At 47.0% G+C, this 22,693-nt stretch carries 21 protein-coding genes and 4 pseudogenes; 14 read left to right on the top strand and 11 right to left on the bottom strand.

The genetic code is table 11. The features are described 5' to 3' along the window. Nucleotides 1-23 precede the first annotated feature (23 nt). Both CGZ65_RS07215 and CGZ65_RS07210 read right to left on the bottom strand, forming a co-directional pair. Nucleotides 24-1,497 (bottom strand): annotated as a pseudogene (locus CGZ65_RS07215) (S41 family peptidase). 227 nt (nt 1,498-1,724) lie between these two features. After that, nucleotides 1,725-3,560, bottom strand: coding sequence for a peptidoglycan DD-metalloendopeptidase family protein (locus tag CGZ65_RS07210; RefSeq protein WP_096295368.1), 1,836 nt, complete (start codon nt 3,558-3,560; stop codon nt 1,725-1,727). A gap of 158 nt (nt 3,561-3,718) precedes the next feature. On the opposite strand from CGZ65_RS07210, the gene CGZ65_RS07205 reads away from it, so the two are divergent. The 4 genes from CGZ65_RS07205 (at nt 3,719) to CGZ65_RS07190 (ending at nt 5,889) form a co-directional block, all read left to right on the top strand. Continuing rightward, on the top strand, nt 3,719-4,276 hold the full coding sequence (locus CGZ65_RS07205; RefSeq protein ID WP_157742739.1) for a CreA family protein: 558 nt from the start codon (nt 3,719-3,721) through the stop codon (nt 4,274-4,276). A gap of 16 nt (nt 4,277-4,292) precedes the next feature. Then, nucleotides 4,293-4,841: a YqgE/AlgH family protein gene (locus tag CGZ65_RS07200; RefSeq protein WP_096295367.1), complete on the top strand. Its 549-nt coding sequence runs from the start codon at nt 4,293-4,295 to the stop codon at nt 4,839-4,841. Further along, on the top strand, nt 4,834-5,301 hold the full coding sequence (gene ruvX, locus CGZ65_RS07195; RefSeq protein ID WP_096295366.1) for a Holliday junction resolvase RuvX: 468 nt from the start codon (nt 4,834-4,836) through the stop codon (nt 5,299-5,301). Before CGZ65_RS07200 ends, ruvX begins: the two co-directional genes overlap by 8 nt. A 165-nt stretch (nt 5,302-5,466) precedes the next feature. Beyond that, a complete protein-coding gene (locus CGZ65_RS07190) occupies nt 5,467-5,889 on the top strand; it encodes a YidB family protein (protein ID WP_096295365.1) in 423 nt (140 codons plus the stop codon). Nucleotides 5,890-6,303: 414 nt separating this feature from the next. Here CGZ65_RS07190 and CGZ65_RS07185 read toward each other — a convergent pair. Next, nucleotides 6,304-6,952: pseudogene (locus CGZ65_RS07185) on the bottom strand (IS1595 family transposase). A gap of 177 nt (nt 6,953-7,129) precedes the next feature. Here CGZ65_RS07185 and rpe point away from each other — a divergent pair. Further along, nucleotides 7,130-7,807, top strand: coding sequence for a ribulose-phosphate 3-epimerase (rpe, locus tag CGZ65_RS07180; RefSeq protein WP_096295364.1), 678 nt, complete (start codon nt 7,130-7,132; stop codon nt 7,805-7,807). Between the two features lie 135 nt (nt 7,808-7,942). On the opposite strand, the gene efp is transcribed toward rpe, so the two are convergent. After that, the gene (gene efp, locus CGZ65_RS07175) at nt 7,943-8,503 is read right to left on the bottom strand and encodes an elongation factor P (RefSeq protein WP_095502041.1); all 561 of its coding nucleotides are present in this window, start codon (nt 8,501-8,503) and stop codon (nt 7,943-7,945) included. A gap of 40 nt (nt 8,504-8,543) precedes the next feature. Further along, on the bottom strand, nt 8,544-9,710 hold the full coding sequence (gene earP, locus CGZ65_RS07170) for an elongation factor P maturation arginine rhamnosyltransferase EarP (RefSeq protein ID WP_096295363.1): 1,167 nt from the start codon (nt 9,708-9,710) through the stop codon (nt 8,544-8,546). Nucleotides 9,711-9,905: 195 nt separating this feature from the next. On the opposite strand from earP, the gene grcA reads away from it, so the two are divergent. Further along, the gene (gene grcA / locus CGZ65_RS07165; protein ID WP_415906948.1) at nt 9,906-10,313 is read left to right on the top strand and encodes an autonomous glycyl radical cofactor GrcA; all 408 of its coding nucleotides are present in this window, start codon (nt 9,906-9,908) and stop codon (nt 10,311-10,313) included. Nucleotides 10,314-10,367: 54 nt separating this feature from the next. On the opposite strand, the gene CGZ65_RS07160 is transcribed toward grcA, so the two are convergent. Next, entirely contained in the window at nt 10,368-10,652 is a 285-nt protein-coding gene (locus CGZ65_RS07160) for a hypothetical protein (protein WP_096295361.1), read from the bottom strand. A gap of 366 nt (nt 10,653-11,018) precedes the next feature. Between CGZ65_RS07160 and CGZ65_RS07155 the strand changes: the two genes are divergently transcribed. Further along, nucleotides 11,019-12,539 (top strand): acetyl-CoA hydrolase/transferase family protein, encoded by a 1,521-nt coding sequence (locus CGZ65_RS07155; protein ID WP_096295360.1) that lies wholly within the window; start codon nt 11,019-11,021, stop codon nt 12,537-12,539. 573 nt (nt 12,540-13,112) lie between these two features. Here CGZ65_RS07155 and CGZ65_RS07150 read toward each other — a convergent pair. After that, nucleotides 13,113-13,697 carry a YqaA family protein gene (locus tag CGZ65_RS07150; protein WP_096295359.1) on the bottom strand — a complete coding sequence of 195 codons (585 nt, stop codon included), beginning with the start codon at nt 13,695-13,697 and terminating at the stop codon, nt 13,113-13,115. Nucleotides 13,698-13,887: 190 nt separating this feature from the next. On the opposite strand from CGZ65_RS07150, the gene hda reads away from it, so the two are divergent. From hda to kdsA, 5 genes are all read left to right on the top strand, one after another. Further along, on the top strand, nt 13,888-14,556 hold the full coding sequence (gene hda, locus CGZ65_RS07145; RefSeq protein ID WP_096295358.1) for a DnaA regulatory inactivator Hda: 669 nt from the start codon (nt 13,888-13,890) through the stop codon (nt 14,554-14,556). Next, a complete protein-coding gene (locus CGZ65_RS07140; RefSeq protein ID WP_096295357.1) occupies nt 14,553-15,221 on the top strand; it encodes a histidinol-phosphatase in 669 nt (222 codons plus the stop codon). Before hda ends, CGZ65_RS07140 begins: the two co-directional genes overlap by 4 nt. Before the next feature lie 12 nt (nt 15,222-15,233). Continuing rightward, nucleotides 15,234-15,557, top strand: a complete 324-nt coding sequence (cutA, locus tag CGZ65_RS07135; protein ID WP_096295356.1) for a divalent-cation tolerance protein CutA — start codon at nt 15,234-15,236, stop codon at nt 15,555-15,557. 92 nt (nt 15,558-15,649) lie between these two features. Next, nucleotides 15,650-16,033 (top strand): aspartate 1-decarboxylase, encoded by a 384-nt coding sequence (panD, locus tag CGZ65_RS07130; RefSeq protein ID WP_096295355.1) that lies wholly within the window; start codon nt 15,650-15,652, stop codon nt 16,031-16,033. 113 nt (nt 16,034-16,146) lie between these two features. Continuing rightward, nucleotides 16,147-16,989, top strand: a complete 843-nt coding sequence (kdsA, locus tag CGZ65_RS07125; protein ID WP_096295354.1) for a 3-deoxy-8-phosphooctulonate synthase — start codon at nt 16,147-16,149, stop codon at nt 16,987-16,989. 249 nt (nt 16,990-17,238) lie between these two features. On the opposite strand, the gene CGZ65_RS07120 is transcribed toward kdsA, so the two are convergent. From CGZ65_RS07120 to CGZ65_RS07110, 4 genes are all read right to left on the bottom strand, one after another. Then, a complete protein-coding gene (locus tag CGZ65_RS07120) occupies nt 17,239-18,300 on the bottom strand; it encodes an alpha-amylase (RefSeq protein ID WP_198345384.1) in 1,062 nt (353 codons plus the stop codon). Next, nucleotides 18,301-18,678, bottom strand: a complete 378-nt coding sequence (locus CGZ65_RS15355; protein ID WP_198345247.1) for an alpha-amylase family glycosyl hydrolase — start codon at nt 18,676-18,678, stop codon at nt 18,301-18,303. 270 nt (nt 18,679-18,948) lie between these two features. Beyond that, the gene (locus CGZ65_RS07115; RefSeq protein WP_096295353.1) at nt 18,949-20,493 is read right to left on the bottom strand and encodes a YdgA family protein; all 1,545 of its coding nucleotides are present in this window, start codon (nt 20,491-20,493) and stop codon (nt 18,949-18,951) included. 130 nt (nt 20,494-20,623) lie between these two features. Then, nucleotides 20,624-20,824, bottom strand: coding sequence for a protein MIGRI (locus CGZ65_RS07110; RefSeq protein ID WP_096295352.1), 201 nt, complete (start codon nt 20,822-20,824; stop codon nt 20,624-20,626). A 132-nt stretch (nt 20,825-20,956) separates the two neighbouring features. On the opposite strand from CGZ65_RS07110, the pseudogene metX reads away from it, so the two are divergent. Next, nucleotides 20,957-22,093 (top strand): annotated as a pseudogene (gene metX, locus CGZ65_RS07105) (homoserine O-succinyltransferase MetX). Further along, a pseudogene (gene metW / locus CGZ65_RS07100) lies at nt 22,090-22,670 on the top strand (methionine biosynthesis protein MetW). The pseudogenes metX and metW overlap by 4 nt, the downstream one beginning before the upstream one ends. The last annotated feature ends 23 nt before the right edge of the window (nt 22,671-22,693 follow it).

The raw sequence follows: 22,693 nt of genomic DNA, 5'->3' as shown, positions 1-22,693 counted from the left end.
TGATTTTGAATTCAGACCAAGAATTATTCCTTATCTTCTTTTTTATTGTCCTTTTTGGGTACCGGTTTTTTCACAGCCAAACCTAACGATTTTTGCCATTCGGTCGGGTTTTTTACCAAATCCAAAGCTTTACGTAATTGATCGTCTTTGGCTGGATTCGGCGTGCGGCGTGCGATGATGTCTTCTTCTATTTCCTTGTCGGTTTTCGGTTTGGCATCTTGTTTTAAGGCTTCTTCGGCCACTTCAGGAATCTCATTGCTGCTGTTGACATCCGTGCCGCCGAGTGGGTTGCCGATATGGCCGATTAAGTCGGCTTCGCGGCTTTCGTAGGCGCGGTCTTTGTCTTTGACTTCGACATCAGGCACAATGCCTTGCGCTTGAATCGAGCGATCATTCGGGTGTAGTATAAAGCAGTAGTCAGTTTGACTGCGCTGCCGTTGGATAACGGAATCACGGTTTGCACCGAACCTTTACCAAAGCTTTGCGTGCCGACGACTACGGCGCGTTTGTGGTCTTGCAGCGCACCGGCCACGATTTCCGAAGCGGAAGCGGAACCGGAATTAATCAACACCGTCATCGGAATGGTCTTCAGCTCGGTAGGCAGATCGTCGAGTGGATCTTTGCCGCCGGATAAAATGTAATCTTCAGGCGTCGCTTTCAAGACCATACCGGCTTTGCCGTCGCGACCTTTGGTGCTGACAACGTTAACATCATTCGGCAGAAAGGCTGCCGATACGCCGACCGCACCGTTAAGCAGCCCCCCGGGATCATCGCGCAGGTCTAAAATCAAGCCTTTCAATGGGGCGCCGTTTTGCTTGGTTAAATCTTTTGCGGCATCTTTCACGCCGGCGATGGTGCGCTCTTGGAACTGGGTGACACGGATGTAGCCGTAACCCGGCTCAAGCAGGTGATGGCGCACGCTTTTCACTTTGATGATGGCGCGGGTCAGGTTCACCACAATCGGTTTGTCGGCATTTTTACGTGACAGGGTCAGAGTAATTTTAGTGCCGGGTTTGCCGCGCATTTTTTTCACGGCTTCGCTGACGGTCAGGCCGCGCGTTGAAGTATTGTCGATTTTGACGATGAAGTCGCCGCTTTTCACGCCCGCACGTTCGGCCGGAGTATCTTCAATCGGGCAACCACTTTGATAAAGCCATCTTCTTGACCGATTTCCATGCCCAAGCCGCCAAATTCGCCGCTGGTGTTTTCTTTCAAGTCGGAATAGCCTTTTTTATCCATGTATTCGGAATGCGGGTCGAGACCGGCAACCATGCCTTTCATTGCGCCTTCGAATAGTTCTTCATCGGATTTGTCTTGGTAATAATTGGCTTTGATTTGGCCGTAAACTTCGGCCATGGTGCGGATGGATTTCACTGGCAAAGATTCGTCTTTAGCGCTTTTTTCGGCGGCAATGCTTTGAACGCTGAGGCTGATTGCCACACCGCTGAATGCACCTAAGGTGTAAAGTGCAACTTTTTTCAAAGTGGATTTCGACATTATTGTTAACTTTCTTTGTGTGCTTTATGAGGCAGTCTGAAAAGATGAGTTGATTTCAGACGGCCTAAATACATCGTTCATGAAACTTTAGGCGATTTGGCCTGAGGAAACAACCGTTTTAGGGTAAAAAAATGCTAGCAACTGTTTGTTTCATGCTTTTTGTTATGTTGATCAATATTCAGACGGCCTTGATATGCTTTGGAAAACATATCAAGGCTGTCTGAACATCAATTAATCCAAGAGAGCGGATTCATGTTTTGACCGTTGTAGCGGATTTCTAAATACAAGCCTTCTTCACCGCTTGGCAGGGTGCCGCTGGTGCCGATTTTATGGCCTTGGCCCACACTGTATCCTTTAACAACGCCGATTTCGCTCAAGCCTGAATACACGCTGACGTATTGGTCGCCGTGATCGACCACGACCACATTACCGTAGCCTTCCAATTCGCTGGCATACACCACATTACCCGCAGCAATGCTGTTTACCGCGGCAGGTGGCGTACTGTAGAAAACGCCTTTCCAAATCTCGCCGCTTTCACGCTGATGTCCGAACAAACCTGAGAGCATGCCGTTAACCGGCTTGTTCAGACGGCCTTGCATGCGGCTGAAGCTGTTTGGATTGCTGATGGTTACAAAGCTGCCCGATTTCGGCGCTTGCAGCTTCAGATCTTCGTCGGTGAGGTTCGACATGGCGGCACGCTCTTTCTCGGCTTGTTCCTCTTTGGCTTTGGCCGCTTGGCGGGCTTTTTCAGTAGCGGCCAAACGCGCTTCTGCTGCTTTCTTACGCGCTTCTGCTTCTTTTTTGCGCTGCTCGGCTTTTTGTTTGTCCAAATCTTTAATCAGATTGTTCAAACGTTGCTCGTTGTCTTTTTGGGTGACTGATTTTTTCGCCTCTTTGGCCATCGCGGCATTTTGGCGGCGGCTTTCGACTTGTTCGGGGGTATTTTGTGCACCTTGTTTTTTTAACGCAGCTTGTGCATTGGCCTGCAGGCGTTTCAGACGGCTTAATTCATTGTTGATTTTGCTCTCTTGCGTAGCCAGCTCTTTTTGCTGCTTGGCCAGATCTGCCATCACCTTTTCGTTTGAAGCATTGATGTAGCGGGTATAACGCAGAAAACGCGTTTTCTGGCCCGGCTCGGCATTTTTCAAAAACAAGGCCACGGCATTCGGTTGGCTGTTTTTATAATTACCGGAGACAAAACGTGAAATTTGTGCGCGTGTGTTGCCGACTTCGGCTTTGAGGCGGGTCAGTTCTTTATCCAATTGTTGCAATTTGTTCCATGCATCGCGTTGTTGGCGGTTGATGTTGGATAAATTGTTGCGGGTTTGTTGCAGCTTTTTTAAATCGGCATTTACGCGGACTAAGAAACCGGCGGTGCGCTTGCTCAAGGCTTGTTTGGCCTCCAAATCATTGGTAGCGGCGCTGACAGCGGCGCGCAATTCGTCGCTGTCTTTACTTGGTACAGTGGCGGTTTTCTTATCGTTGGCCGCATTGGCTTTAGCGGCTTCTGTTTTAGCGGCTGCTTTTTTTACCGGTTCTTTTTTAGCTGTTTCTGGCTTGGCTGGCTGTTTGCTTGTTTCTTTTTTATTGTCTTTATTGTCTTTATTGTCTTTATTGTCTTTATTGTCTTTTTTTGCTGTGGCTTCCGATTTTGCAGCTGCTTTTTTAGCCGTTTGTTTGGCGTTGCCGTCTTTCTCTTTTGCCGATTCTTTTTCTTTAGGGGTTCGGGCTGTGGCTTTTTTTACCGGCTGCTCATTGGCTTTGGGCGCTTCTTTTTTATTGTCTGCCGTTTTGGTGTTGTCATTTTTGCTATCGGTTTTGGTTTTATCGTCTTTTTTAGCAACGGCTTTGGCTTTTTCAGCAGGTTTTTTGTCTGCTTTTTCTTTGGCTTTGGACGCAGTTTTTTTATCCGTGGTTTTAGCTGCTTCTTTTGACGTGGTTGCTTTTTTGGTTTGGGTGTTTTTCTTCGCAGCGGTGGTTTTTTCTTTGGTTGAATCGTTGGCCGCGAAAGAAGGTGCGGCAAAACTGAGCAATAAGGCGAGTAAAAGAGGTTTGTAACGCATGATGTATTTTCTTAAAAGTCATTAAAAGCAACAAAACACGATTATACTGATTGTCAGGCCGTCTGAAAATCTTATTTAAACGCGTTTCACAAATGCTTGCAATCTTGTCAAACGGTCTTATATAGTATCTGTAAACTTTATCAATGAAAAAAGTAGCGATGTTGAAAAAATTGGCATTGGCCGCCGTTACAGCGGTATTGTTGGCGGCTTGCGGCGGCGGTGATTCGGATAAAATCGGTAAGGCCAGTACGGTTTTCCACATGCTGGGTAAAAACGACCGCATCGAAGTGGAAGCGTTTGATGACCCTGATGTGCAGGGCGTGGCATGTTATATTTCCTATGCCAAAAAAGGCGGGCTGAAAGAAACCGTGAATTTGGAGGAAGACGCCAGCGATGCTTCAGTATCCTGTGTGCAGTCGGCCAATATCATCCGCTACAGCGAAGCAGCAGTCGCTAAGCCGAAGCAAGTTTTCAAACGCAGCGCCAGCGTGGCGTTTAAGAGCCAGCAGATTATCCGTTATTACGACCCGAAGCGTAAGGCTTTTGCCTATTTGGTGTACAGCGATAAAATTGTGCAAGGTTCGCCGAAAAACTCTTTGAGCGCGATTTCCTGCTTCGACGGGCAGCGTGCAGATGAAAAAGAAATCGCCGGTTTGGCCAATAAGCAAGTGTATGGTGTATGTATTGTCGAAGTGGCGACGCCGGCGCAATCCTAAATAATCAAGAGAGCATATGAATTTAGCAAACTACTTTTTGGTGGCCATGCCCAATATGGACGATCCGTTTTTCCAAGACAGCGTAATTTATCTTTGCGAGCATGATGAAGAAGGTGCGTTGGGCATCATCATCAATAAGCCGTCGCCGATTACAATGGATATGATTTTTGCCGCGAGTGACCGCAATATTCCGTTGCGTATGCAGCATGAGAGTGTGATGATGGGCGGGCCGGTTCAGGTTGACCGCGGCTATGTGGTGCATACACCTTTGGGTAATTGGCAAAGCACGCTGGCGGTTACCGATAACGTGGCACTGACATCTTCGCGCGACATTATCGAGAATTTATCCGAACCCGGTGCGGTGGATAAGGCTTTGGTGAGCATTGGTTATTCAAGCTGGGGCAAAGGGCAGTTGGAACGCGAATTGGCCGATAATGTATGGCTGACCGTGCCTGCCGATGAGCATATTTTGTTTGACGTGCCGTATGAACACCGCTATGCGGCTGTGTTTGAAAAGCTCGGCATTCAGCCTGACCGTTTAGTTACAGGGGCAGGGCATGCATAAAGTACCCAAAGGCACTACGCTGGCGTTTGATTTTGGTGAAGCGCGCATAGGTGTGGCACAGGGAGATGCCGAATTAGGCATGAGCCATCCGCTGACCACCGTGACCGGCAACAGCAACGGTGCTAAGTTTGAATCGATCGCCAAGCTGATAACAGAATGGCAGCCGCGTCAATTGGCAGTCGGCCTGCCCACGCATACCGACGGCACCGAGCATAACTTAACGCGCTTGAGCCGCAAGTTCGGCCGTCGTTTGCATGGGCGGTTTAATTTGCCGGTATATTGGGTGGATGAGCGTATGTCGTCGCTGTATGCTGAAAGTTTGCTGGTTGAAGCGCAGGTATTTGGCCGGAAACAGAAATCAGTATTGGATCAAGTGGCGGCACAGGCGATTTTGCAGGGCTTTTTTGAAGGTGGTGCAGCGGAATATTTTAATGGTCGGGAAGCAGAAGACGACGAATAAAAAGCCTTTGGAGACCGTCTGAAATAAACTGATTGCTTTGTGCAACATCTTTTCAGACGGCCTGCGTATATTTTCGTTAAGAAAACAGGTAAACACGCTAATGTTTGCTACACTCAAGCCGTTTTACAACAACACATTATTTAAATTTAATTTAAAGGATAAATCATGGCTTTAATGAATACTTTGTTGAATGTGGCAACCCAAGCCCTAAATAATAATGACAATGCTAACAGCCAAAACCCATTGGTTGATATGGCGATGGATTTGGTGCAGCAGCAAGGCGGTGTGGGTAACTTGATTAACCAATTGCAACAAGGTGGTTTAGGCGAGACATTGGGTAGTTGGGTTTCTACTTCTCAAGACAATGCGCCGGTTTCAGGCAACGAATTGCAAAGCGCCTTGGGCAGTGATGTGATTGGCCAAGTGGCACAAAAATTCGGTATGGACGGTCAGCAAGCCAGTGATTTGTTGGCTCAAGTGTTACCAAACCTAGTTGACAGCGCCACGCCAAACGGCAATCCGCAAGAAGCCGATGGCTTTGGTTTGGACGACATTGCTTCGTTGGTGTTGAAAAACTTCATTAATTAAATAAGCCACCTGAAACATTGGTGTTTCAGACGGCCTTTTCCAATCTGTGAGACCTTTGCAAAACTTCCCCAAATCCTCTAAATTTGCCTCACATCGTGCCAAGGAATTTAGAGGATATTTTCATGAGCAGTTTTTTAGACCCCGACGCCTTCAACACATCGAAAAACATCTCCGATGTAGGAAATTGTCGGGTTGTTTACACTTTTTATGCAAAACAGCTTTTATTTTTTGCCTAAATGATTGTTTTAGGATTGTTGAGCATTATCAAGAACCATGCGGCGTTGCCGTGCCTTTCGGCATTCTTGACAACACTCAAAAATCCCAAAATGGGTCTTCAAGCAAAAAAGAAAAAGTAAACAACGCTAGCTTTTCTTATATCAAAAAATACTTAAGCTAAGGGGCTGTACTAGACAACTAGAATAAATTCTGCTTTACTAATTGTTTTAAAATAGAACAAGAGACTTTATCTCACTGTGGTTAAAACGCCATTCACATTCCTTCAAATACAGCTCAAAATACTCTTTGGGAATGCCGTTAAACTTACGTAAGCGGCGTTTTGCCTGATTCCAAAAGTTCTCAATTCCGTTGATGTGATTTTGCCGATCAGCAAAGTGTGTACTGTGATTGATGCGAAAGTGGCTAAACTCACTCACATCAAGTACGTCATAGCTTTTGTAACAATCAGTGTAAACAATACTGTCAGGCTTTACTTGCTCACGTATTACCGGCAATAAAGCGGCAGTTTGTTATTGGGCACGGCAACGGTGCAAACCTTGCCGTTGCGCTTCAGAAGCCCGAATACAGCGACTTTGCCGGCTGCACCGCGACTACGTTTGCCTTTGCGCTGTCCGCCAAAACAGGTTTCATCAACTTCTACTCCGCCATCAGACATTTCCGGATGCGGGCTGTTATGGAAAATCAGTACGCGCAAACGATGAAAGCAATAGGCTGCCGTGTTTTTATTAACACCGGCTAATTGAGCTGCAGTACGGGCAGTAACACCCGCAATAAACAGTTCAATCAGTTTGTTTTGCTTGTACTGACTTAAACGGCTTCTTCTCATAGGGATTATTCTAACCTGAAATTAGATTTCCCTAGTTATCTAGTACAGCCCCTTATTTTTTTTAGAAATGTTGCATGTATTTATTCATATTTTAAATAAATACATAATATACTGATTTTCGTTAAAATAAACGGAAATCATCAACCATACTCATCAATTTTAAATTTTGGAGCATTTATGAGCCACTATCGCATTTCCCCAAGCATTCTTTCTGCTGATTTCGCCCGATTGGGCGAAGAAGTCAGTAATGTGATTGCTGCCGGTGCCGATTTGATTCATTTTGACGTGATGGATAACCATTACGTGCCGAATCTCACGTTTGGCCCCATGATTTGTTCGGCATTGAAACCTTATGCCACTGTGCCGATTGATGTGCATTTGATGGTTGAGCCGGTAGATGATTTGATTCAGTCTTTTGCCAAAGCAGGTGCCGGTATAATTACTTTTCACCCTGAGGCGAGTAAACACGTTGACCGCAGTTTAAGCCTGATTTGCGATTTGAGCTGCCAAGCGGGCTTGGTACTGAATCCGGCCACTTCCGTAAGTGTGCTGGAGAATGTTTTGGATCGCTTGGACATGGTATTGTTGATGTCTGTGAATCCGGGTTTTGGCGGACAAAGCTTTATTCAGCAAACCTTAGTGAAAATCCGCCAAGTGCGTGCCATGTTGGACGAATATGAGGCGCAGAGCGGCCGACACATTGCGCTGGAAGTGGATGGCGGCGTAAAAGTGGACAATATTGCCGAAATTGCCGCTGCCGGTGCAGATACTTTTGTGGCTGGTTCGGCTATTTTTGGTAAACCAGATTATAAAGCGGTGATTGGCCAAATGCGTGAAGAATTGTCGCGCGTTTGAAGAAGAAAAATAGGCCGTCTGAAACTTTAAATCGCCTGATATTTTAGGTATTGTTAAATATTTGTTTGATAAAAGTGCACACAATAAAAAGGCCGTCTGAAATTTCAGACAGCCTTTTTTATTTCAAATCAGATATTAAGCACGTTTACGGAATTCGCCGGTGCGGGTATCAATTTCGACTTTGTCGCCGGTTTCGATGTAAGCCATCACTTGGATTTCGGTGCCGCCAACTAAGCGGGCAGTTTTCATCACTTTACCTGAAGTGTCGCCTTTAACCGCCGGCTCGGTGTATTCTACTTCGCGCACGATGATGGTCGGCAATTCGACAGAAATCGGGTTGCCTTCGTAGAAAGTCACTTCGCATTGGTCTTCCATGCCGTCCACGATGAATTTCAACGCGTCGCCGATGTTTTCAGCTTCGATTTCGTATTGGTTGAATTCTTCGTCCATGAAGACATACATTGGGTCGGCAAAGTAGCTGTAAGTACAGTTTTTACGTGACAATACCACGACGTCGAATTTGTCGTCGGCTTTAACGATGGTTTCGGAAGCAGCGCCGGTCAGCAGGTTTTTCAATTTCATGCTGACTTTGGCTGAGCTGCGGCCGCCTTTGATGTATTCGGTTTTTTGTACCACCATCGGGTCGCTGCCGACCATGAATACGTTACCCGGGCGCAGTTCTTGAGCTGTTTTCATTGTGTGTTTCCAATCAGATTTTAGTTACAAAATAAACGCGCTATTTTAGCGTATTTGAAACAAATTTGGCTAGTTTTTCCAGCGCGGTTGGTTGGGAAAACAGGAATTTCTGCCAATCTGCGACACTTTGCTGCCATTGCTCCCGGTGTGCCGTCAGCGTTTGCCAAGCGAAGAGGCGCTGTTCGGCCGATAACTCATGCGCTCCGTTGAGTTCGTCAGATAAGGCTTGGTGTGCGGCCATGAGATTGGGCGGATAAAACGGTGCGGTTTTTTGCCAAAACGCGTGCAGTTTATCTAGATGCACCATTTCGTTTTGCGGATAAATGTGCCAGAAAAACGGCTTGGCGGCTAATTGGGCGCGCACGAAGCTGTCTTCGCCGCGAATCATCAGGCCGTCTGAAAGTTGCAACAGCTTGTCGAAATCCTGTTGCGGTACAAAAGGGACTTTAACCAGTGTCGCACAGGCCGTCTGAAAGGTATCGCCGGCGTGTTGTAAGGCGGTTTGCGGAATGGCTTGCGCTGCTTTCAGGCTGTCGATAATCTGATTACCGGCCAACAGCAGGGTAATGGGTTGGTCGTGTTGTTGCCACATTTCTAGCCATTTTGCCCAAACCGGGTTGTGATAGCCGAACAACAGCCATTCATCGGCAGTTTTGTTGGGTAAGCCATAATGCTGTCTGAAAAGGCCGGTCTCGAAATCGATGCGTTTGCAAAAATCGGCTTCGCGTATTAGGCCGCCGCTCCGGTCACTAAAGCCCATAAACCAGAAAAATTTCTTCAAACCGTTGGCTTGCACCGACGGCAGTAAATGTAGGCGTTCGTTGCTGTCTTCCGCGCTCAAATATTCCCAGTTGAGCCAAAGCGGCCGGTGTTGCAGAATGATGTGTAAAACGTTGTCAGGCAGGTCACAGGCGAAGGTTTCGATGACGATGTGGGGTGGGGGCAGGAGGGGGGTATCATTTGCCGATTGCAGCGTCCATTGGTGTACGGCGATGTTTTGATACGTGCAGGGAACAGCCGGTAAATCAGGGCAAATTGCTTGTAAGGCGGCTACGTCGTCCACCCACAAATGCACTTGCCAATCCAGCTCATGATAAAGCGCTTGCGCCAAACGCCAAGATACACCGATGTCGCCGAAATTGTCGATGACATTGCAAAAAAGCCAGCAGGTTTTTTTTTCAGACAGCTTGGTTATTTCATTATTCATAAATTGTATTCGCAAATCAACAATGGGGATGGAGTAAAATATTATGCGGCTGCACAAATCAGATTTTTGATAATTTACCGATTAAAGACAATTGCTTAAATAGTTAAGCTGTAATGTTTTGTAACTTGATTTATATCAATTTCTTTTCGGGTATGGAGTATAAAATAAGGCTTAATTAAGATTTTTTCTACGTTAATGAAAGAGAAGGTAGCTATGATTAAAGGTATCCAAATTACACAAGCGCAAAACGAAGCATTGTTGAACTCATTCTGGTTGCTGGACGACAGTACCAACGAAGCCCGTTGTTTGGTGGCAAAAGAAGGAAGCGGCTATCAAGCTGATGCCGTGGTGGCTTTGGCAGATTTGGGCGAAGTTTCTTACAAAGAAATTCCGCTGGATGTGAGCGCGCGCCCTAAAGTGGAAGGCGGCCAGCATTTGAACGTCAATGTCTTGACTCGCGAGACCTTGGAAGATGCCGTAGCCAATCCGGATAAATATCCGCAATTGACTATCCGCGTTTCCGGTTATGCCGTGCGTTTTAATTCTTTAACGCCTGAGCAACAACGCGACGTGATTACCCGCACATTCACCAACAGCCTGTAATTTGCTTTAAGGTGTATCAAAGGCCGTCTGAACTTTTTCAGACGGCCTTTTGCATTACAATCCACCGAAATAATGTACCAAATAAACAATCAGCAGCACAATTGGAATAAACAGCAGCATGGTTTTGCGTTTTAACTCAAATTCGCCTTTTAAATGATGCTTAATCACGTCAAAAATCACGAATTTAAATAAAAATGTCGCTTCGCAAGTCAAAATGATGCCGTTAATTAGATATTGTGTGTGATCCGGCGGCGGAATTAAGGCAAAAGCCAGCATAGTAAAGAGCGGAATCAGGCAGACAATCAGCCAGCGAATAAGCAAACCTTTGGAATTATTCATTATTCAATCAAACCGCATTATTTCAATAAAGGCGTATTATTCACGCAAGCGGCAGAGTCGTCCAGTAGCATTTCTCATTCATGGTATAAAAATGATAGGCTGTCTTAAAACCGATTCGTGATTGCCACCATTAAATTTAGCAAAAATCAGCGCCGTCTAAATGGATTTAGGGAATGCTTGTCGCATAGGTTAGCACCAAAATACCGTTCCATTAAGTGGTTCGGACAGTATTCTTTACACTTTGAAAGCTTTGTTATATAGTTTGTAGCGTTATGTTATTTTTAAGGCCGTCTGAAAAACAGATTGTCAATTTTTAGTTTAAAAAACAGCGGCTACACTCAAGATCCAAATCAAAGGAGAAAGCAAATGATTAATGCAGAAGAACGCATCCACCACGAAGGCTTACGCAACAAGATTATGTCTGCCGAACAAGCAGCCGAATTTGTACAAAACGGTATGAATGTTGCCATCACGGGCTTTACCGGAGCAGGCTATCCGAAGCTTCTGCCGACTGCTATTGCTGAAAAAGCCAAAGCCGAACACGCTGCTGGCCGCCCATTTAGCATCGGTATGATTACAGGTGCTTCGACTGCGCCTGAGTGTGACGGCGTATTGGCTGCTGCCAATGCCGTGCATTTCCGCAATCCGTTCCAATCGGATCCATCGCTGCGCAACAGCATCAATGCCGGTAATATTGCTTATCAAGACATGCACTTGTCGCACGTTGAACAACAAATGCGCCAAGGTTTCTATGGCGATTTTGACTTGGCCATTATTGAAGTTTCCGGCATTACGAAAGACGGCAAACTGATTCCGGCGATGGGTATCGGTCACGCCAACGAAGCCTTGAAAGCGACGGAAAAAGTCATTATTGAAGTAAACTTTACCCAAAATGCCAAATTAGAAGGCATGCACGACGTAGTATTCGATATCGGCGTGCCGCCACACCGCAAACCGATCGCCATTACCGGCCCATTTGACCGCGTAGGTTCACCATATTTGGAATGCCCGGAAGAAAAAATCATTGCCATTGTATTGAGCAATTCAGGTGACCGTAACAGTAAATTTGCCGACCCTGATGAAAATTCAAAAGCCATCGCTGCCCAAATCATCAATTTCTTCAGCCATGAAGTAAAAGCAGGGCGCTTGCCGAAAAACCTGTTGCCATTACAATCAGGCGTGGGCAACGTCGCCAATGCCGTAATGGCAGGCTTGCTGGATGCCCCGTTTGAGGAATTGACCGGCTATACCGAAGTATTGCAAGATGGTATGTTGGACTTGATTTTGGCAGGAAAAATGCAACACGCATCAGCGACTGCTTTGTCGTTCAGCCCGGATGCATTGCAACGCTTTAACGACAATATTGATTTCCTGCGCGATAAATTAATTTTGCGTCCGATGGAATACACCAACAATCCAGAAGTTATCCGCCGCTTAGGTGTGATTGGTATGAACGCCATGATTGAAGCCGATATTTACGGCAACGTAAACTCTACCCATGTGATGGGTACAAAAATGATGAACGGTATCGGCGGTTCGGGCGATTTTACCCGTAATGCTTTCTTCTCATTCTTTGTATCGCCGTCTGTGGCCAAAGATGGTGCCATTTCATGTATCGTACCGATGGTTTCGCACCACGACCACACCGAACACGATGTAATGTTTATCGTAACCGAGCAAGGTATGGCGGATTTGCGCGGCAAGTCACCACGGCAACGCGCCCAATTAATTATCAATAACTGTGCGCACCCTGAATACCGCGATATGTTGCGTGACTACTATGACCGTGCCGAAAAAGCAGGTGGCTTGCACACCCCACATCTGTTAATGGAAGCCTTGTCATGGCACCAACGTTTTGTTGAAACCGGCGATATGCGTATTAAATAAGATTAAGTAGATCTTCATTTAAAATAAAAAAAGCAGCTTGATGTTGTCAAGCTGTTTTTCTATTTGTGATCATGATTACAAAAGGTTATAAATGTAGAGACCTTGCAAAACCTCATAAACCATCAATAAAAACCAAAACAGCCGTCATTCCCGACCACAGCACACTTTGCCGTTTCCGCAACCGGCTGGCGTAAGAAGACACTTTAAGTGCAACTGATGACGCTGATTAACCCCCAAACTTACCGAAAGAGGCCTCAAAGCTGGGAATGCCCAAGCAGCCGTTATTAATGCCTTCATCATCTAAAACGCTGTCAAACAACACCAAGCCATCGAAGCAGGCAAAAGCGGAGCAATCTGCGGCGAAATCATCCCCAGTGTTCCGCTACAGCTTTGAACTGCATTCAAATCTAGGGTTTTGCAAAGGTCCCGGCCTGTTTGTTAGGCAATCCGAGAAGGCAAAAGAGAGGCTTCGGGTTAAAACCAATGAAAACAGTCGAAACTGTACTTTGTAGTTTCGGCTGTTAGTTTGATGCGGAGTTTGGCAAAGGTCTCGGCCTTGTCCTAATAGATTGATTAATGGGTAAAGCTGTATACCGCATAGCCGACTACCGCCAAGGCTACTGTAGCCCAGCCCAGCATTTCGATATAATGGCGGATTTTATCGGCATATTTTTCCCCGCCCCAAGCCGATAATCTGGCGACCAAGAAAAAGCGGGCAAAGCGGGAAACCGCTGCTGATAATACAAACGGTAAAAACGCCATATTCATCACGCCGGCGCAAATGGTGAACACTTTAAACGGAATCGGTGAAAAACCTGCCAAAAATACCACGACCACGCCCCACGTTTCAAACCAAAGCTGTGCCTGATCGAATTGAGTCTGGAAACCCCAGCTTTGAATATAGCCGGATATCCAATCAAAGGCGAAATAGCCAATGGCATAACCGATTATGCCGCCTAAAACCGAGGCCAGTGTGGTGTATACCGCGAAACGCAAAGCTTTTTTCGGTTCGGCCATCGACATCGGAATCAACATTACATCCGGAGGTACAGGGAAGAAAATGGCTTCGATAAAGCTGACAAAACTCAACCAAAACGGCGCAAAACGGTGTTTCGACCATTGCAGCGTTTTATCGTAAACGGTTTCAAAAATTTTCATTCTAGAGCTTTCAAACAAGAAAAACGGCGGCCACGCACAAAGCAACCGCCAAAGACAGCGAGCATTTTAAACCAAATGCAGGCTTGGACAAGAAAATTTTGCTTAAGTTTGCAGGCCGTCTGAAACCTTGATACAAGCCGCCAAAACAACGTAAAATAAACCCGATTCCCATACAGGCCGAAATATTTCCGTGAACCAACTCATTTTCGATTTTGCCGCGCACGATTATCCCAGCTTCGATAAATTTCTCGGTACCGAAAATGCCGAGCTGGTGTACGTTTTGCGGCATAAACACGGCCAGTTTATCTATGTTTGGGGCGAGCAGGGGGCAGGCAAAAGCCACTTGCTGCAAGCATGGATTGCCCAAGCCTTGGAAGCCGGTAAAAATGCCGTGTATATCGATGCCACTATTCATCCGCTTACCGAAAAAGCCTTTGACGCCGATTATTTGGCTATCGACAAAGTCGATCGTCTCAATAATGAAGAACAAGCCCTGCTGTTTGCCGTTTTCAACCGCTTTCGCAACAGCGGTAAAGGCTTTCTGCTGCTCGGCTCCGAATACACCCCGCAACAATTGGTTATCCGCGAAGATTTGCGTACCCGCATGGCCTATTGCTTGGTTTACGAAGTCAAACCTTTAACCGACCAAGAAAAAATTGATGCCCTAGCCAGCATGGCCGCTGCAAGACAAGTCACCATCGATACCGAAATCTTTGAATATCTCTTAAACCATTGGCGGCGGGATATGGACAGCCTCGTGCAAATGCTCGACACGCTTGACCACTACGCCGTCATGATGGGCAAACGTATTACCTTACCGCTTTTGCGCCAACTTTTGAAACAACAGGAAACAGAATGAAAAACCTCGCCATCTTCGATCTCGACAACACCTTAATCAACACCGATTCCGACCACACGTGGCCGCAATACCTGATGAAAAAAGGCTTGGTCGATGTCGAATACACTGAAGCGCAAAACGAAAAATTCTACCAAGATTACCGCAACGGTTGCCTGAATATCGATGAATTTCTGAAATTCCACCTTGCCCCGTTGAAAGAATACAGCATGGAACAATTGGCCGAGATGCATCGCGAATTTATGGCCGAATTCATTACCCCGAACATCACACCCATGCAGCGTATGCTGGTCGACAGCCACAAAAATGCCGGCGACGAATTATTGGTGATTTCATCAACCAACGAATTCATCATTACCCCGATTTGTCACGCATTCGGTATTGAAAACGTCATCGGCACCCAGCTCGAAATCGGTTCGGACGGCCGCTACACCGGCAATTACTACGGCACACCGAGCCTGAAAGAGGGCAAAATCACCCGCCTGAACGAATGGCTGGCCGCGCGTGGCGAAACCTTAGACAGCTACGACAAAGTGTATTTCTACAGTGATTCCAAAAACGACTTGCCGCTGCTGCGTCATGTGAACGAGCCGGTGGCGGTAAATCCCGATGCCGAATTGTTGGCCGAAGCGCAGGAAAAAGGCTGGCCGGTGTTGAATTTTAAATAAAGGCCGTCTGAAATGCCCGCATTCAAACCCGTTATCATTACCACTACAACCGCCACGCGTGAAGAAGCCGAGAAAATAGGCATGGCTTTGCTGCAAAACCAAATTGCTGCCTGCGTGCAGTATGAAGCCATCAGCAGCCATTATGTGTGGCAGGACGAGGTGTGTTGCGATGAGGAAATCCGCGTGGTGATTAAATCTTCGCGTTGTCATTATAAAGCGGTGGAAAAGCTGATTATGGCCAACCACAGCTACGATTGCCCACAGATTTTGATGCAGCCGGTATCGCGCGGTTTATCGGCATATTTGCGCTGGATGAAGACGCAAATGGGGTTATAATAGCGGTTTGTTTTTCAGACGGCCTGAGTTAACGCTTGAGGCCGTCTGAAATGCTGTAAACCCAAAATTGATTGAGAAAGAAAAAGAAACCCATGTTCCGTACCATGCTCGGCGGCAAGATTCACCGCGCCACCGTTACCGAAGCCGATTTGAATTATGTCGGCAGCATCACCGTTGACCAAGATTTGCTGGATGCCGCCGGTATTTGCGTTAACGAAAAAGTCGCCATCGTCAACAACAACAATGGCGAGCGCCTTGAAACCTACACCATTCCCGGCGAGCGCGGCAGCGGCGTGGTGTGCTTGAACGGCGCAGCGGCGCGCTTGGTGCAAAAGGGCGACATCGTGATTATTATGTCGTATGTGCTGCTGTCTGAACCGGAAGTGGCCAACCATGAGCCAAAAGTAGTGCTGGTGGACGAACACAATAAAATCCGCGATGTGATTTCGTATGAGCCGCCGCATACGGTGTTGTAATGCACACAGGCCGTCTGAACGGTGAAACTTTCAGACGGCATTTCAATATTCAGTAGTTTTTAAATAGCGACGAGCGCCGTTGCCTTCAGACGGCCTAGTAAAAGGATTCAGCCATGAATGTTCAAATCAACCAAATCCACGTCGGCAACGATTTGCCGTTTACCCTGTTTGGCGGCATTAATGTCTTGGAAGACATGGGCTCCACGCTCAAAGCTTGCGAGCATTACGTCAAAGTGACCGATAAATTGGGCATTCCGTATGTGTTCAAAGCATCGTTTGACAAGGCCAACCGCTCGTCGATTCATTCCTTCCGCGGCGTGGGCTTGGACGAAGGCCTGAAGATTTTTGAAGCGGTGAAGCGCGAATTTAATGTGCCGGTGATTACTGATGTGCATGAGCCTTACCAATGCGCGCCTGTGGCACAAGTGTGTGATGTGATCCAATTACCTGCATTTTTGGCGCGTCAAACCGATTTGGTGGTGGCGATGGCGCAAACCGGTAATGTCATCAACATCAAAAAGCCGCAATTTTTAAGCCCGTCGCAGATGAAAAATATCATTGAAAAGTTCAAAGAAGCCGGCAACGACCAATTGATTTTGTGCGAACGCGGCAGCAATTTCGGCTACGATAATCTGGTGGTCGATATGCTCGGTTTCGGTGTGATGAAGAAAACCTGCGAACAAACTCCGATTATTTTCGACGTCACCCACTCGCTGCAAACGCGTGATTCCGGTGCCGCCGCTTCCGGTGGCCGTCGCTCGCAAGTGGTCGATTTGGCTCTGGCCGGCATGGCTACCCGCCTGGCCGGTTTGTTTTTGGAATCACACGAAAATCCCGACCAAGCCCGTTGCGATGGTCCGAGCGCATTGCCGTTGGCGAAATTGGAAGATTTCTTGCTGCGTGTGAAAGCGGTTGATGAAACGGTGAAATCATTTCCGCCGTTGGTGATTGATTAAGATTGGCATGATAATAAAAGGCTGCGACCTTTGTAACCCCCCCTGAAAAGCCACTGCACAAAGAACCGACGTCATTAGCTTCGCAAGCCCGCTGCGCGGGAGAAGCGCAGCGGGCTTGCGAAGCTAATGACGGATGTTTTGGTTTTTATTGCTTCATAAGGTTTTGCAAAGGTCTCAGGCCGTCTGAAAGTTAATTTTTCAGACGGCCTTTTGATTTATAGCTGTTTAAAATCAAAAAAAGCTGATTAATCATCCTATCTGTTTGACCGCCCATACCGACAAGCTGCCGCCACGTACGGGGAACATTGCCCAGCCTTCGTCATCAATCTCGATTTCGGCATCGTGATGGCCGAGATAATCAACAAAGGTTTTACCTGCGTTGAGAATACCGACGTGCATTCTTTTTTCTGCTTCACCGCTGTTGCTGATGATGGCGGCTAGACCGTCGGGGTATTCTTTATTGCCTAAGCGCGTCCAGCCGATGCAGTTGGGGTCGTCTAAATAATCGATTTGCTCGCCATAGGCGTGATATCCCCGCAAATAAAGCAATTTGTCGATAACTTCGCGGAAAGACTCTTGGCCGAATTCGCCTTCAATACCGTAATAATCGCCATAAAACACGCACGGCAAGCCGTGTTCGCGCAGCAGGATAATGCCGTAAGCGATTGGTTTGAACCAATCATCCACGGTGGATTGCAGTGACTGGCCTCGTTGGGTATCGTGGTTATCGACAAAGGTTACGGTCGAAATCGGGATATGTTCGGCCAAGCTTCCTTGGAAAATCTTCGTTAAATCATAGGCTTCACCGGATTGAGCGGCATTGAAGAAATTCATGTGCAAGCCAACGTCGACCAAGTCGAAGATAAAATCGGTGCCGTTGAGATAATCGTCTTTAATGTCGAAATCACCGTGCCAATATTCACCGAACACATAAAATTCATCGCCGTAAAGCGTTTTGGCGTGTTGCATCAGTTCGCGCATAAAGTTTTGATCAATGTGTTTGATGGCATCCAAACGCAAACCGGTAACGCCGGTGGTATCGACAAACCATTTGAGCCAATCGCGCACATGGGCAGCTACATCGGGGTGTTTGTAATCGATGTCGGTAAACATTAAATAGTCGTAATTGCCATGCTCGGAATCGACCGATTCGTTATCTGCCCAGCCTTTATTTTCGCCCAGAATCATAAAGATTCCGGTCTCTTCGTTTTTGGCATCGTAGTCGGTGCCGCTGAAATGTTGCCAGTGCCATTGGAAATCGCTGTATGTATTGTTGCGCCCGGGAAAGGTGAAATGCGTCCGGCCTTCGATTTAGTAAGGCTCGGAAATCGGTTGTTGGCGGTTGCCGGGATTCATTTTCAATACGGTAAACGCTTCTTTTTCATCGCCGCCGGCCTTGTGATTCAAGACCACATCGGCAATTGGGCGAATACCTTTTTCTTTTAAGGCTGAAATCGCGTGAAGGTATTCGTCTTTGGTGCCGTATTTGGTGCGGACGGCACCTTTTTGGTCAAATTCGCCCAAGTCGTAAAGGTCGTAAATGCCGTAGCCGACATCGTTGGTGCCGGTGGCTTTGCAGGCGGGCGGCAGCCAGACTTTGCTGATGCCGATATCGGCCAGGCGTTGCCAGTGTCGGCCGTCATCGGGCAGATACCACTCGAAATATTGCATGATGGTTTGATTTTTCATGAGCGAACCTTTGATTAGGAATTTTATTTCTCTGTTATTGTGTTTAGGACAGTGATTTTGATGTTGGATGACAACTTTTTGAATGTAGTACCAATCTCGGTGAACTGCCAAACTTATTTTTTTGTAGTTGGCTGAGTTTAATCAGTAAGGATACTGAAAGTGAATATTGCTGATTAATGTATTGATTTTTGCAAATAATCGGTAAAAATCAAATGATGCAAAAAGCCGTCTGAAATGTTTCAGACGGCTTTTTAGACAGTCAAAAAAGGGTTATGGTGCAGTTGATGCCGCTCTATCTTCAAAGGCCTCATCGCGCAGCATATCGCTTTCGTCGAATGCCGCTTCCGGTTCGATTTCCAATACTTTACCGTTAAGCTTCAGCTCGCTGTTTTGCAGATTGAGATGTGTTTTCACAAGATTATCTTGCAAGGTCAGGTATTGGTCGCGCGCCATGCTTTGGATGGTGCTGTCGACCATCAGGCGCAAGGTTTCGTTGATGTCGTCAATGGTAGTGCGTCCGGCAGCTTCGTCTTCAGGATTCACGCTGAAAATGCTGCGCGCTTGGTTGATGGCCATTTGCTCCAACAATTTTTGCGGCACTTGGATATTGAAATCGGCTTCGGTTTTCTTGAGCATATCCGCCAGATTATCCAAATCTTTCTGCACCAAGCCTTTAAAGGCCAATGTACCGGAAGCATCGACATTGCCTTGCGGCATGGTGAATTTAAATGCCTTCACGTTTAGCACCGGGTTTTGGGTGAACAAACCTGAAGCATCGGTCTTGGCCGTCTGAATCAATTCGTTTTGAATCTGCTCTTCGCTCATTTCCGTATCGGCAATTTGCGCAAATTTGGTTTTGAGCGCTAACAAACCTTGTGCATCCAGATGCTCTGCGGCGACATTGATGTCGAGCGGGCCGTAGCGGTCTTTGCCGTAGGTCAGGGTGTCGAATTGGAAGCGGCCTTCGCTATTGATAAATTTATCGACTTCGTTGGTTTGGGTCTCAAATTTCAACTTCGTCACTTCAATGGTGGAAGGTGTAATCGTGCCGGTCGGATTGATAAACGCGCCGATTTGCAGATTGGTCACCAAATTCACCAGTTCGTTTAATTTGACATTGTAATCAATGCCTTCTTTCCATTGCAGCAGGAATTTATCCAGCGTGATGCTGCTTTTGCCTAAAGAAAGTTTGTTGAGGCCGTCTGAAGTTTCCGATTTGAAATGCAAATTTTCCAGGGAAATATCGCCTTTGTCGGCCAATTTGACTTGTAGTGAAGGCGCGGCGTAGTCGTGTGAATAGCCGATGAAGTCGTTTTGATAATCGGTTTGGCCGCTTAAGCCTTGCCATGTCAGCTTAATGCCGGACAATTCTTCGTAATCGAATGCCGGAATGCTGAGTTTCATCACGCCGTTGCCGTTGAAATAAACGGTGTTGGTCATGCTGACCGGTGTTTGGTCGCCGAAGAAACGAGCCAATACTTTAGCTGCTTCAGGATGGTATTGAAATTCGGTTTTTACTTTCGCGCGCGTGCCGAAGCCACCGGCAAAAGGACCGTGGGTCACATGGTTGACCACGGTAATCGGCTCTTTTAACACGGTTTTCAGATTGTCAGGCAGGTATTTTTGCGTATTTTTCAGCAAGGTCGGTTTCAAGCGGATGACGGTGGTTTCGGTGGATGTAAACCAGCCGCGGTCGTAGTCGTGTGACTCAATGGTCAGAAAGCCCGATTCTTGCAGTAATTTTTGCTGCGAAGTCAGGCTTTTTTCGGCTTGAATGCCCAGATAGTAAGGTGTGCCGAGTGCTGCAGCGGTAATAAGCGCAGCGGTCGGATAAGAAACTTTTTCATTGCTTCAAACAATCAGTTCGACAGATTTAAAAGAGAAAGCATAGCATTTTTTCGCAGATTTGTCTTGGATAAAGGCTGTTCAGACGGCCTTTGCATCATTAATAACTGTTCGGGATATGCTTGAAATACAGCATAATCAAATACCAAATCAGTGTTGCTACCGAGGCGCCCGCCAATACCCACGCACTGATTTGTGCCACTTCGCGCATGGCACGTTTCTGCTTGCGGTTGAACAGACGGTTGATAATCAGGGCAATAATGGCAAAAAGGAAAAAAATTCGCAGCAGGCGGCCTATCATGGGGTGGCTCTTTGGTGATTTCTTAGAATAAGGCCGTCTGAAAGAAGGCTGTAAAGGAATTTTATGGACAGGATATGTCAAAATGTTGGCTAAACGCTATAATACATTTTTTGCATCACCCTTGGAATAATCATGAATAAAAATGGCTCGTTGGGCATTGTAACCCCCGAAAAATTGCATTTGAAGCGCCCTTTGTACTGGTCAACGGCCAGACTTTGCCGCGTTTTGATTTGATGATTGAGACCTATGGCGAGCTGAATGCGGAAAAATCCAATGCGGTATTGATTTGCCATGCTTTGTCGGGCAATCATCATGTGGCCGGCTACCATACCGCAGAAGATAAATATCCCGGCTGGTGGGACAACATGGTCGGCCCCGGCAAGCCGATTGATACCGAGCGTTTTTTGTGGTCGGGTTGAACAATTTGGGTGGCTGCCACGGCACGACGGGGCCTTTGTCGGAAAACCCGGCAACCGGCCAAGATTATGGTGCTGATTTTCCGGTGGTAACGGTCAAAGACTGGGTGAAATCGCAAGCGATGTTGGCCGATGCTTTGGGTATTCAACAATGGTCGGCGGTTGTCGGCGGCAGCTTGGGCGGTATGCAAGCATTGCAATGGACAATTGATTTCCCCGAGCGCGTGCGCCATGCTTTGGTGATTGCTTCTGCGCCGAAACTTTCCACACAAAACATTGCGTTTAACGACGTTGCACGACAGGCTATTTTGACCGACCCTGATTTTAATGACGGACACTACGCACGCGAGCAAAAAATCCCGACCCGCGGCCTGCGCATCGCCCGTATGATGGGGCATATTACTTATCTGGCGGAAGAAGGTTTGGGCAAAAATTCGGCCGCGAGCTGCATTCGGACGGCTATCAATATGGTTACGGCGTAGAGTTTGAAGTCGAATCGTATTTGCGCTATCAAGGCGATAAGTTTGCCGGACATTTTGATGCCAACACCTATTTATTGATGACCAAAGCCTTGGATTATTTTGATCCGGCGGCCGATTTTAATAACAATCTGAGCAAAGCGCTGCAAAACGTGCAGGCCAAATTTTTTGTTGCCAGCTTCAGCACCGACTGGCGTTTTGCGCCCGAGCGCTCGAAAGAGTTGGCCAAAGCGCTGATTGCTGCACGCAAATCGGTGCAGTATATTGAAGTGCAGTCCAACCACGGCCACGATGCCTTTTTGATGGAAGACGAGGCCTACATCCGCGCCGTTGCCGCTTACATGAACAATGTTGCCAAGGAGGTTCAATCATGAATTTACGCGATGATTTACAATTGATTTATGACTGGATTCCTGAAGGCAGCCGCGTATTGGATTTGGGCTGCGGCGACGGTGAATTGCTGGCTGCGTTGGTGGCGCATAAAAATTGCAGCGGTTACGGCATTGAAATCGACACCGACAGCATCATTGCCGCCATGGCACGCGGTGTGAACGTGATTCAGGCCGATTTGGAGCGCGGTTTGGAAGAGTTTGGTGACAATTCGTTTGATATGATTGTGTTGAGCCAAACCATTCAGGCCATGCAGAATACCGAATTGATTTTGCAAAGCCTGATGCGCGTATCCAAGCAGGCCATCGTCAGTTTCCCGAATTTCGGCTATTGGCGCAACCGCATTCAAATCGCGTTGGGCGGCCATATGCCGGTGTCGGAACGCATGCCTTATCATTGGTACAATACGCCGAATATCCATTGGTGTACGCTCAAAGATTTTGATTTGCTGTGTGCCAAAACAAAATCCGTGTGCAGGAACGCGCAGTGATGGCCGGTAGTAAGCAGGTGAAATATTTGCCGAATTTGTTGGGCAGTTTGGCGTTTTACCGTGTAGGTTGAGTAGAAATATCGAGACCGTCTGA

The organism is Neisseria weixii (genome assembly GCF_002327085.1).
GTDB lineage: Bacteria > Pseudomonadota > Gammaproteobacteria > Burkholderiales > Neisseriaceae > Neisseria > Neisseria weixii.
This window is presented reverse-complemented; position numbering and strand designations above follow the sequence as displayed.

What these genes read in the sequence shown, in the direction of transcription:
- efp (WP_095502041.1), bottom strand. Translation starts at nt 8,503, where the DNA reads ATGAAAACAGCTCAAGAACTGCGCCCGGGTAACGTATTCATGGTCGGC.
- grcA (WP_415906948.1), top strand. Translation starts at nt 9,906, where the DNA reads ATGAAAGAGAAGGTAGCTATGATTAAAGGTATCCAAATTACACAAGCG.
- CGZ65_RS07200 (WP_096295367.1), top strand. Translation starts at nt 4,293, where the DNA reads ATGAATTTAGCAAACTACTTTTTGGTGGCCATGCCCAATATGGACGAT.
- CGZ65_RS07210 (WP_096295368.1), bottom strand. Translation starts at nt 3,560, where the DNA reads ATGCGTTACAAACCTCTTTTACTCGCCTTATTGCTCAGTTTTGCCGCA.
- CGZ65_RS07205 (WP_157742739.1), top strand. Translation starts at nt 3,719, where the DNA reads ATGTTGAAAAAATTGGCATTGGCCGCCGTTACAGCGGTATTGTTGGCG.
- cutA (WP_096295356.1), top strand. Translation starts at nt 15,234, where the DNA reads ATGCCCGCATTCAAACCCGTTATCATTACCACTACAACCGCCACGCGT.
- CGZ65_RS07155 (WP_096295360.1), top strand. Translation starts at nt 11,019, where the DNA reads ATGATTAATGCAGAAGAACGCATCCACCACGAAGGCTTACGCAACAAG.
- CGZ65_RS07190 (WP_096295365.1), top strand. Translation starts at nt 5,467, where the DNA reads ATGGCTTTAATGAATACTTTGTTGAATGTGGCAACCCAAGCCCTAAAT.
- earP (WP_096295363.1), bottom strand. Translation starts at nt 9,710, where the DNA reads ATGAATAATGAAATAACCAAGCTGTCTGAAAAAAAAACCTGCTGGCTT.
- CGZ65_RS07150 (WP_096295359.1), bottom strand. Translation starts at nt 13,697, where the DNA reads ATGAAAATTTTTGAAACCGTTTACGATAAAACGCTGCAATGGTCGAAA.
- rpe (WP_096295364.1), top strand. Translation starts at nt 7,130, where the DNA reads ATGAGCCACTATCGCATTTCCCCAAGCATTCTTTCTGCTGATTTCGCC.
- CGZ65_RS15355 (WP_198345247.1), bottom strand. Translation starts at nt 18,678, where the DNA reads ATGAAAAATCAAACCATCATGCAATATTTCGAGTGGTATCTGCCCGAT.
- panD (WP_096295355.1), top strand. Translation starts at nt 15,650, where the DNA reads ATGTTCCGTACCATGCTCGGCGGCAAGATTCACCGCGCCACCGTTACC.
- CGZ65_RS07160 (WP_096295361.1), bottom strand. Translation starts at nt 10,652, where the DNA reads ATGAATAATTCCAAAGGTTTGCTTATTCGCTGGCTGATTGTCTGCCTG.
- kdsA (WP_096295354.1), top strand. Translation starts at nt 16,147, where the DNA reads ATGAATGTTCAAATCAACCAAATCCACGTCGGCAACGATTTGCCGTTT.
- ruvX (WP_096295366.1), top strand. Translation starts at nt 4,834, where the DNA reads ATGCATAAAGTACCCAAAGGCACTACGCTGGCGTTTGATTTTGGTGAA.
- CGZ65_RS07140 (WP_096295357.1), top strand. Translation starts at nt 14,553, where the DNA reads ATGAAAAACCTCGCCATCTTCGATCTCGACAACACCTTAATCAACACC.
- CGZ65_RS07110 (WP_096295352.1), bottom strand. Translation starts at nt 20,824, where the DNA reads ATGATAGGCCGCCTGCTGCGAATTTTTTTCCTTTTTGCCATTATTGCC.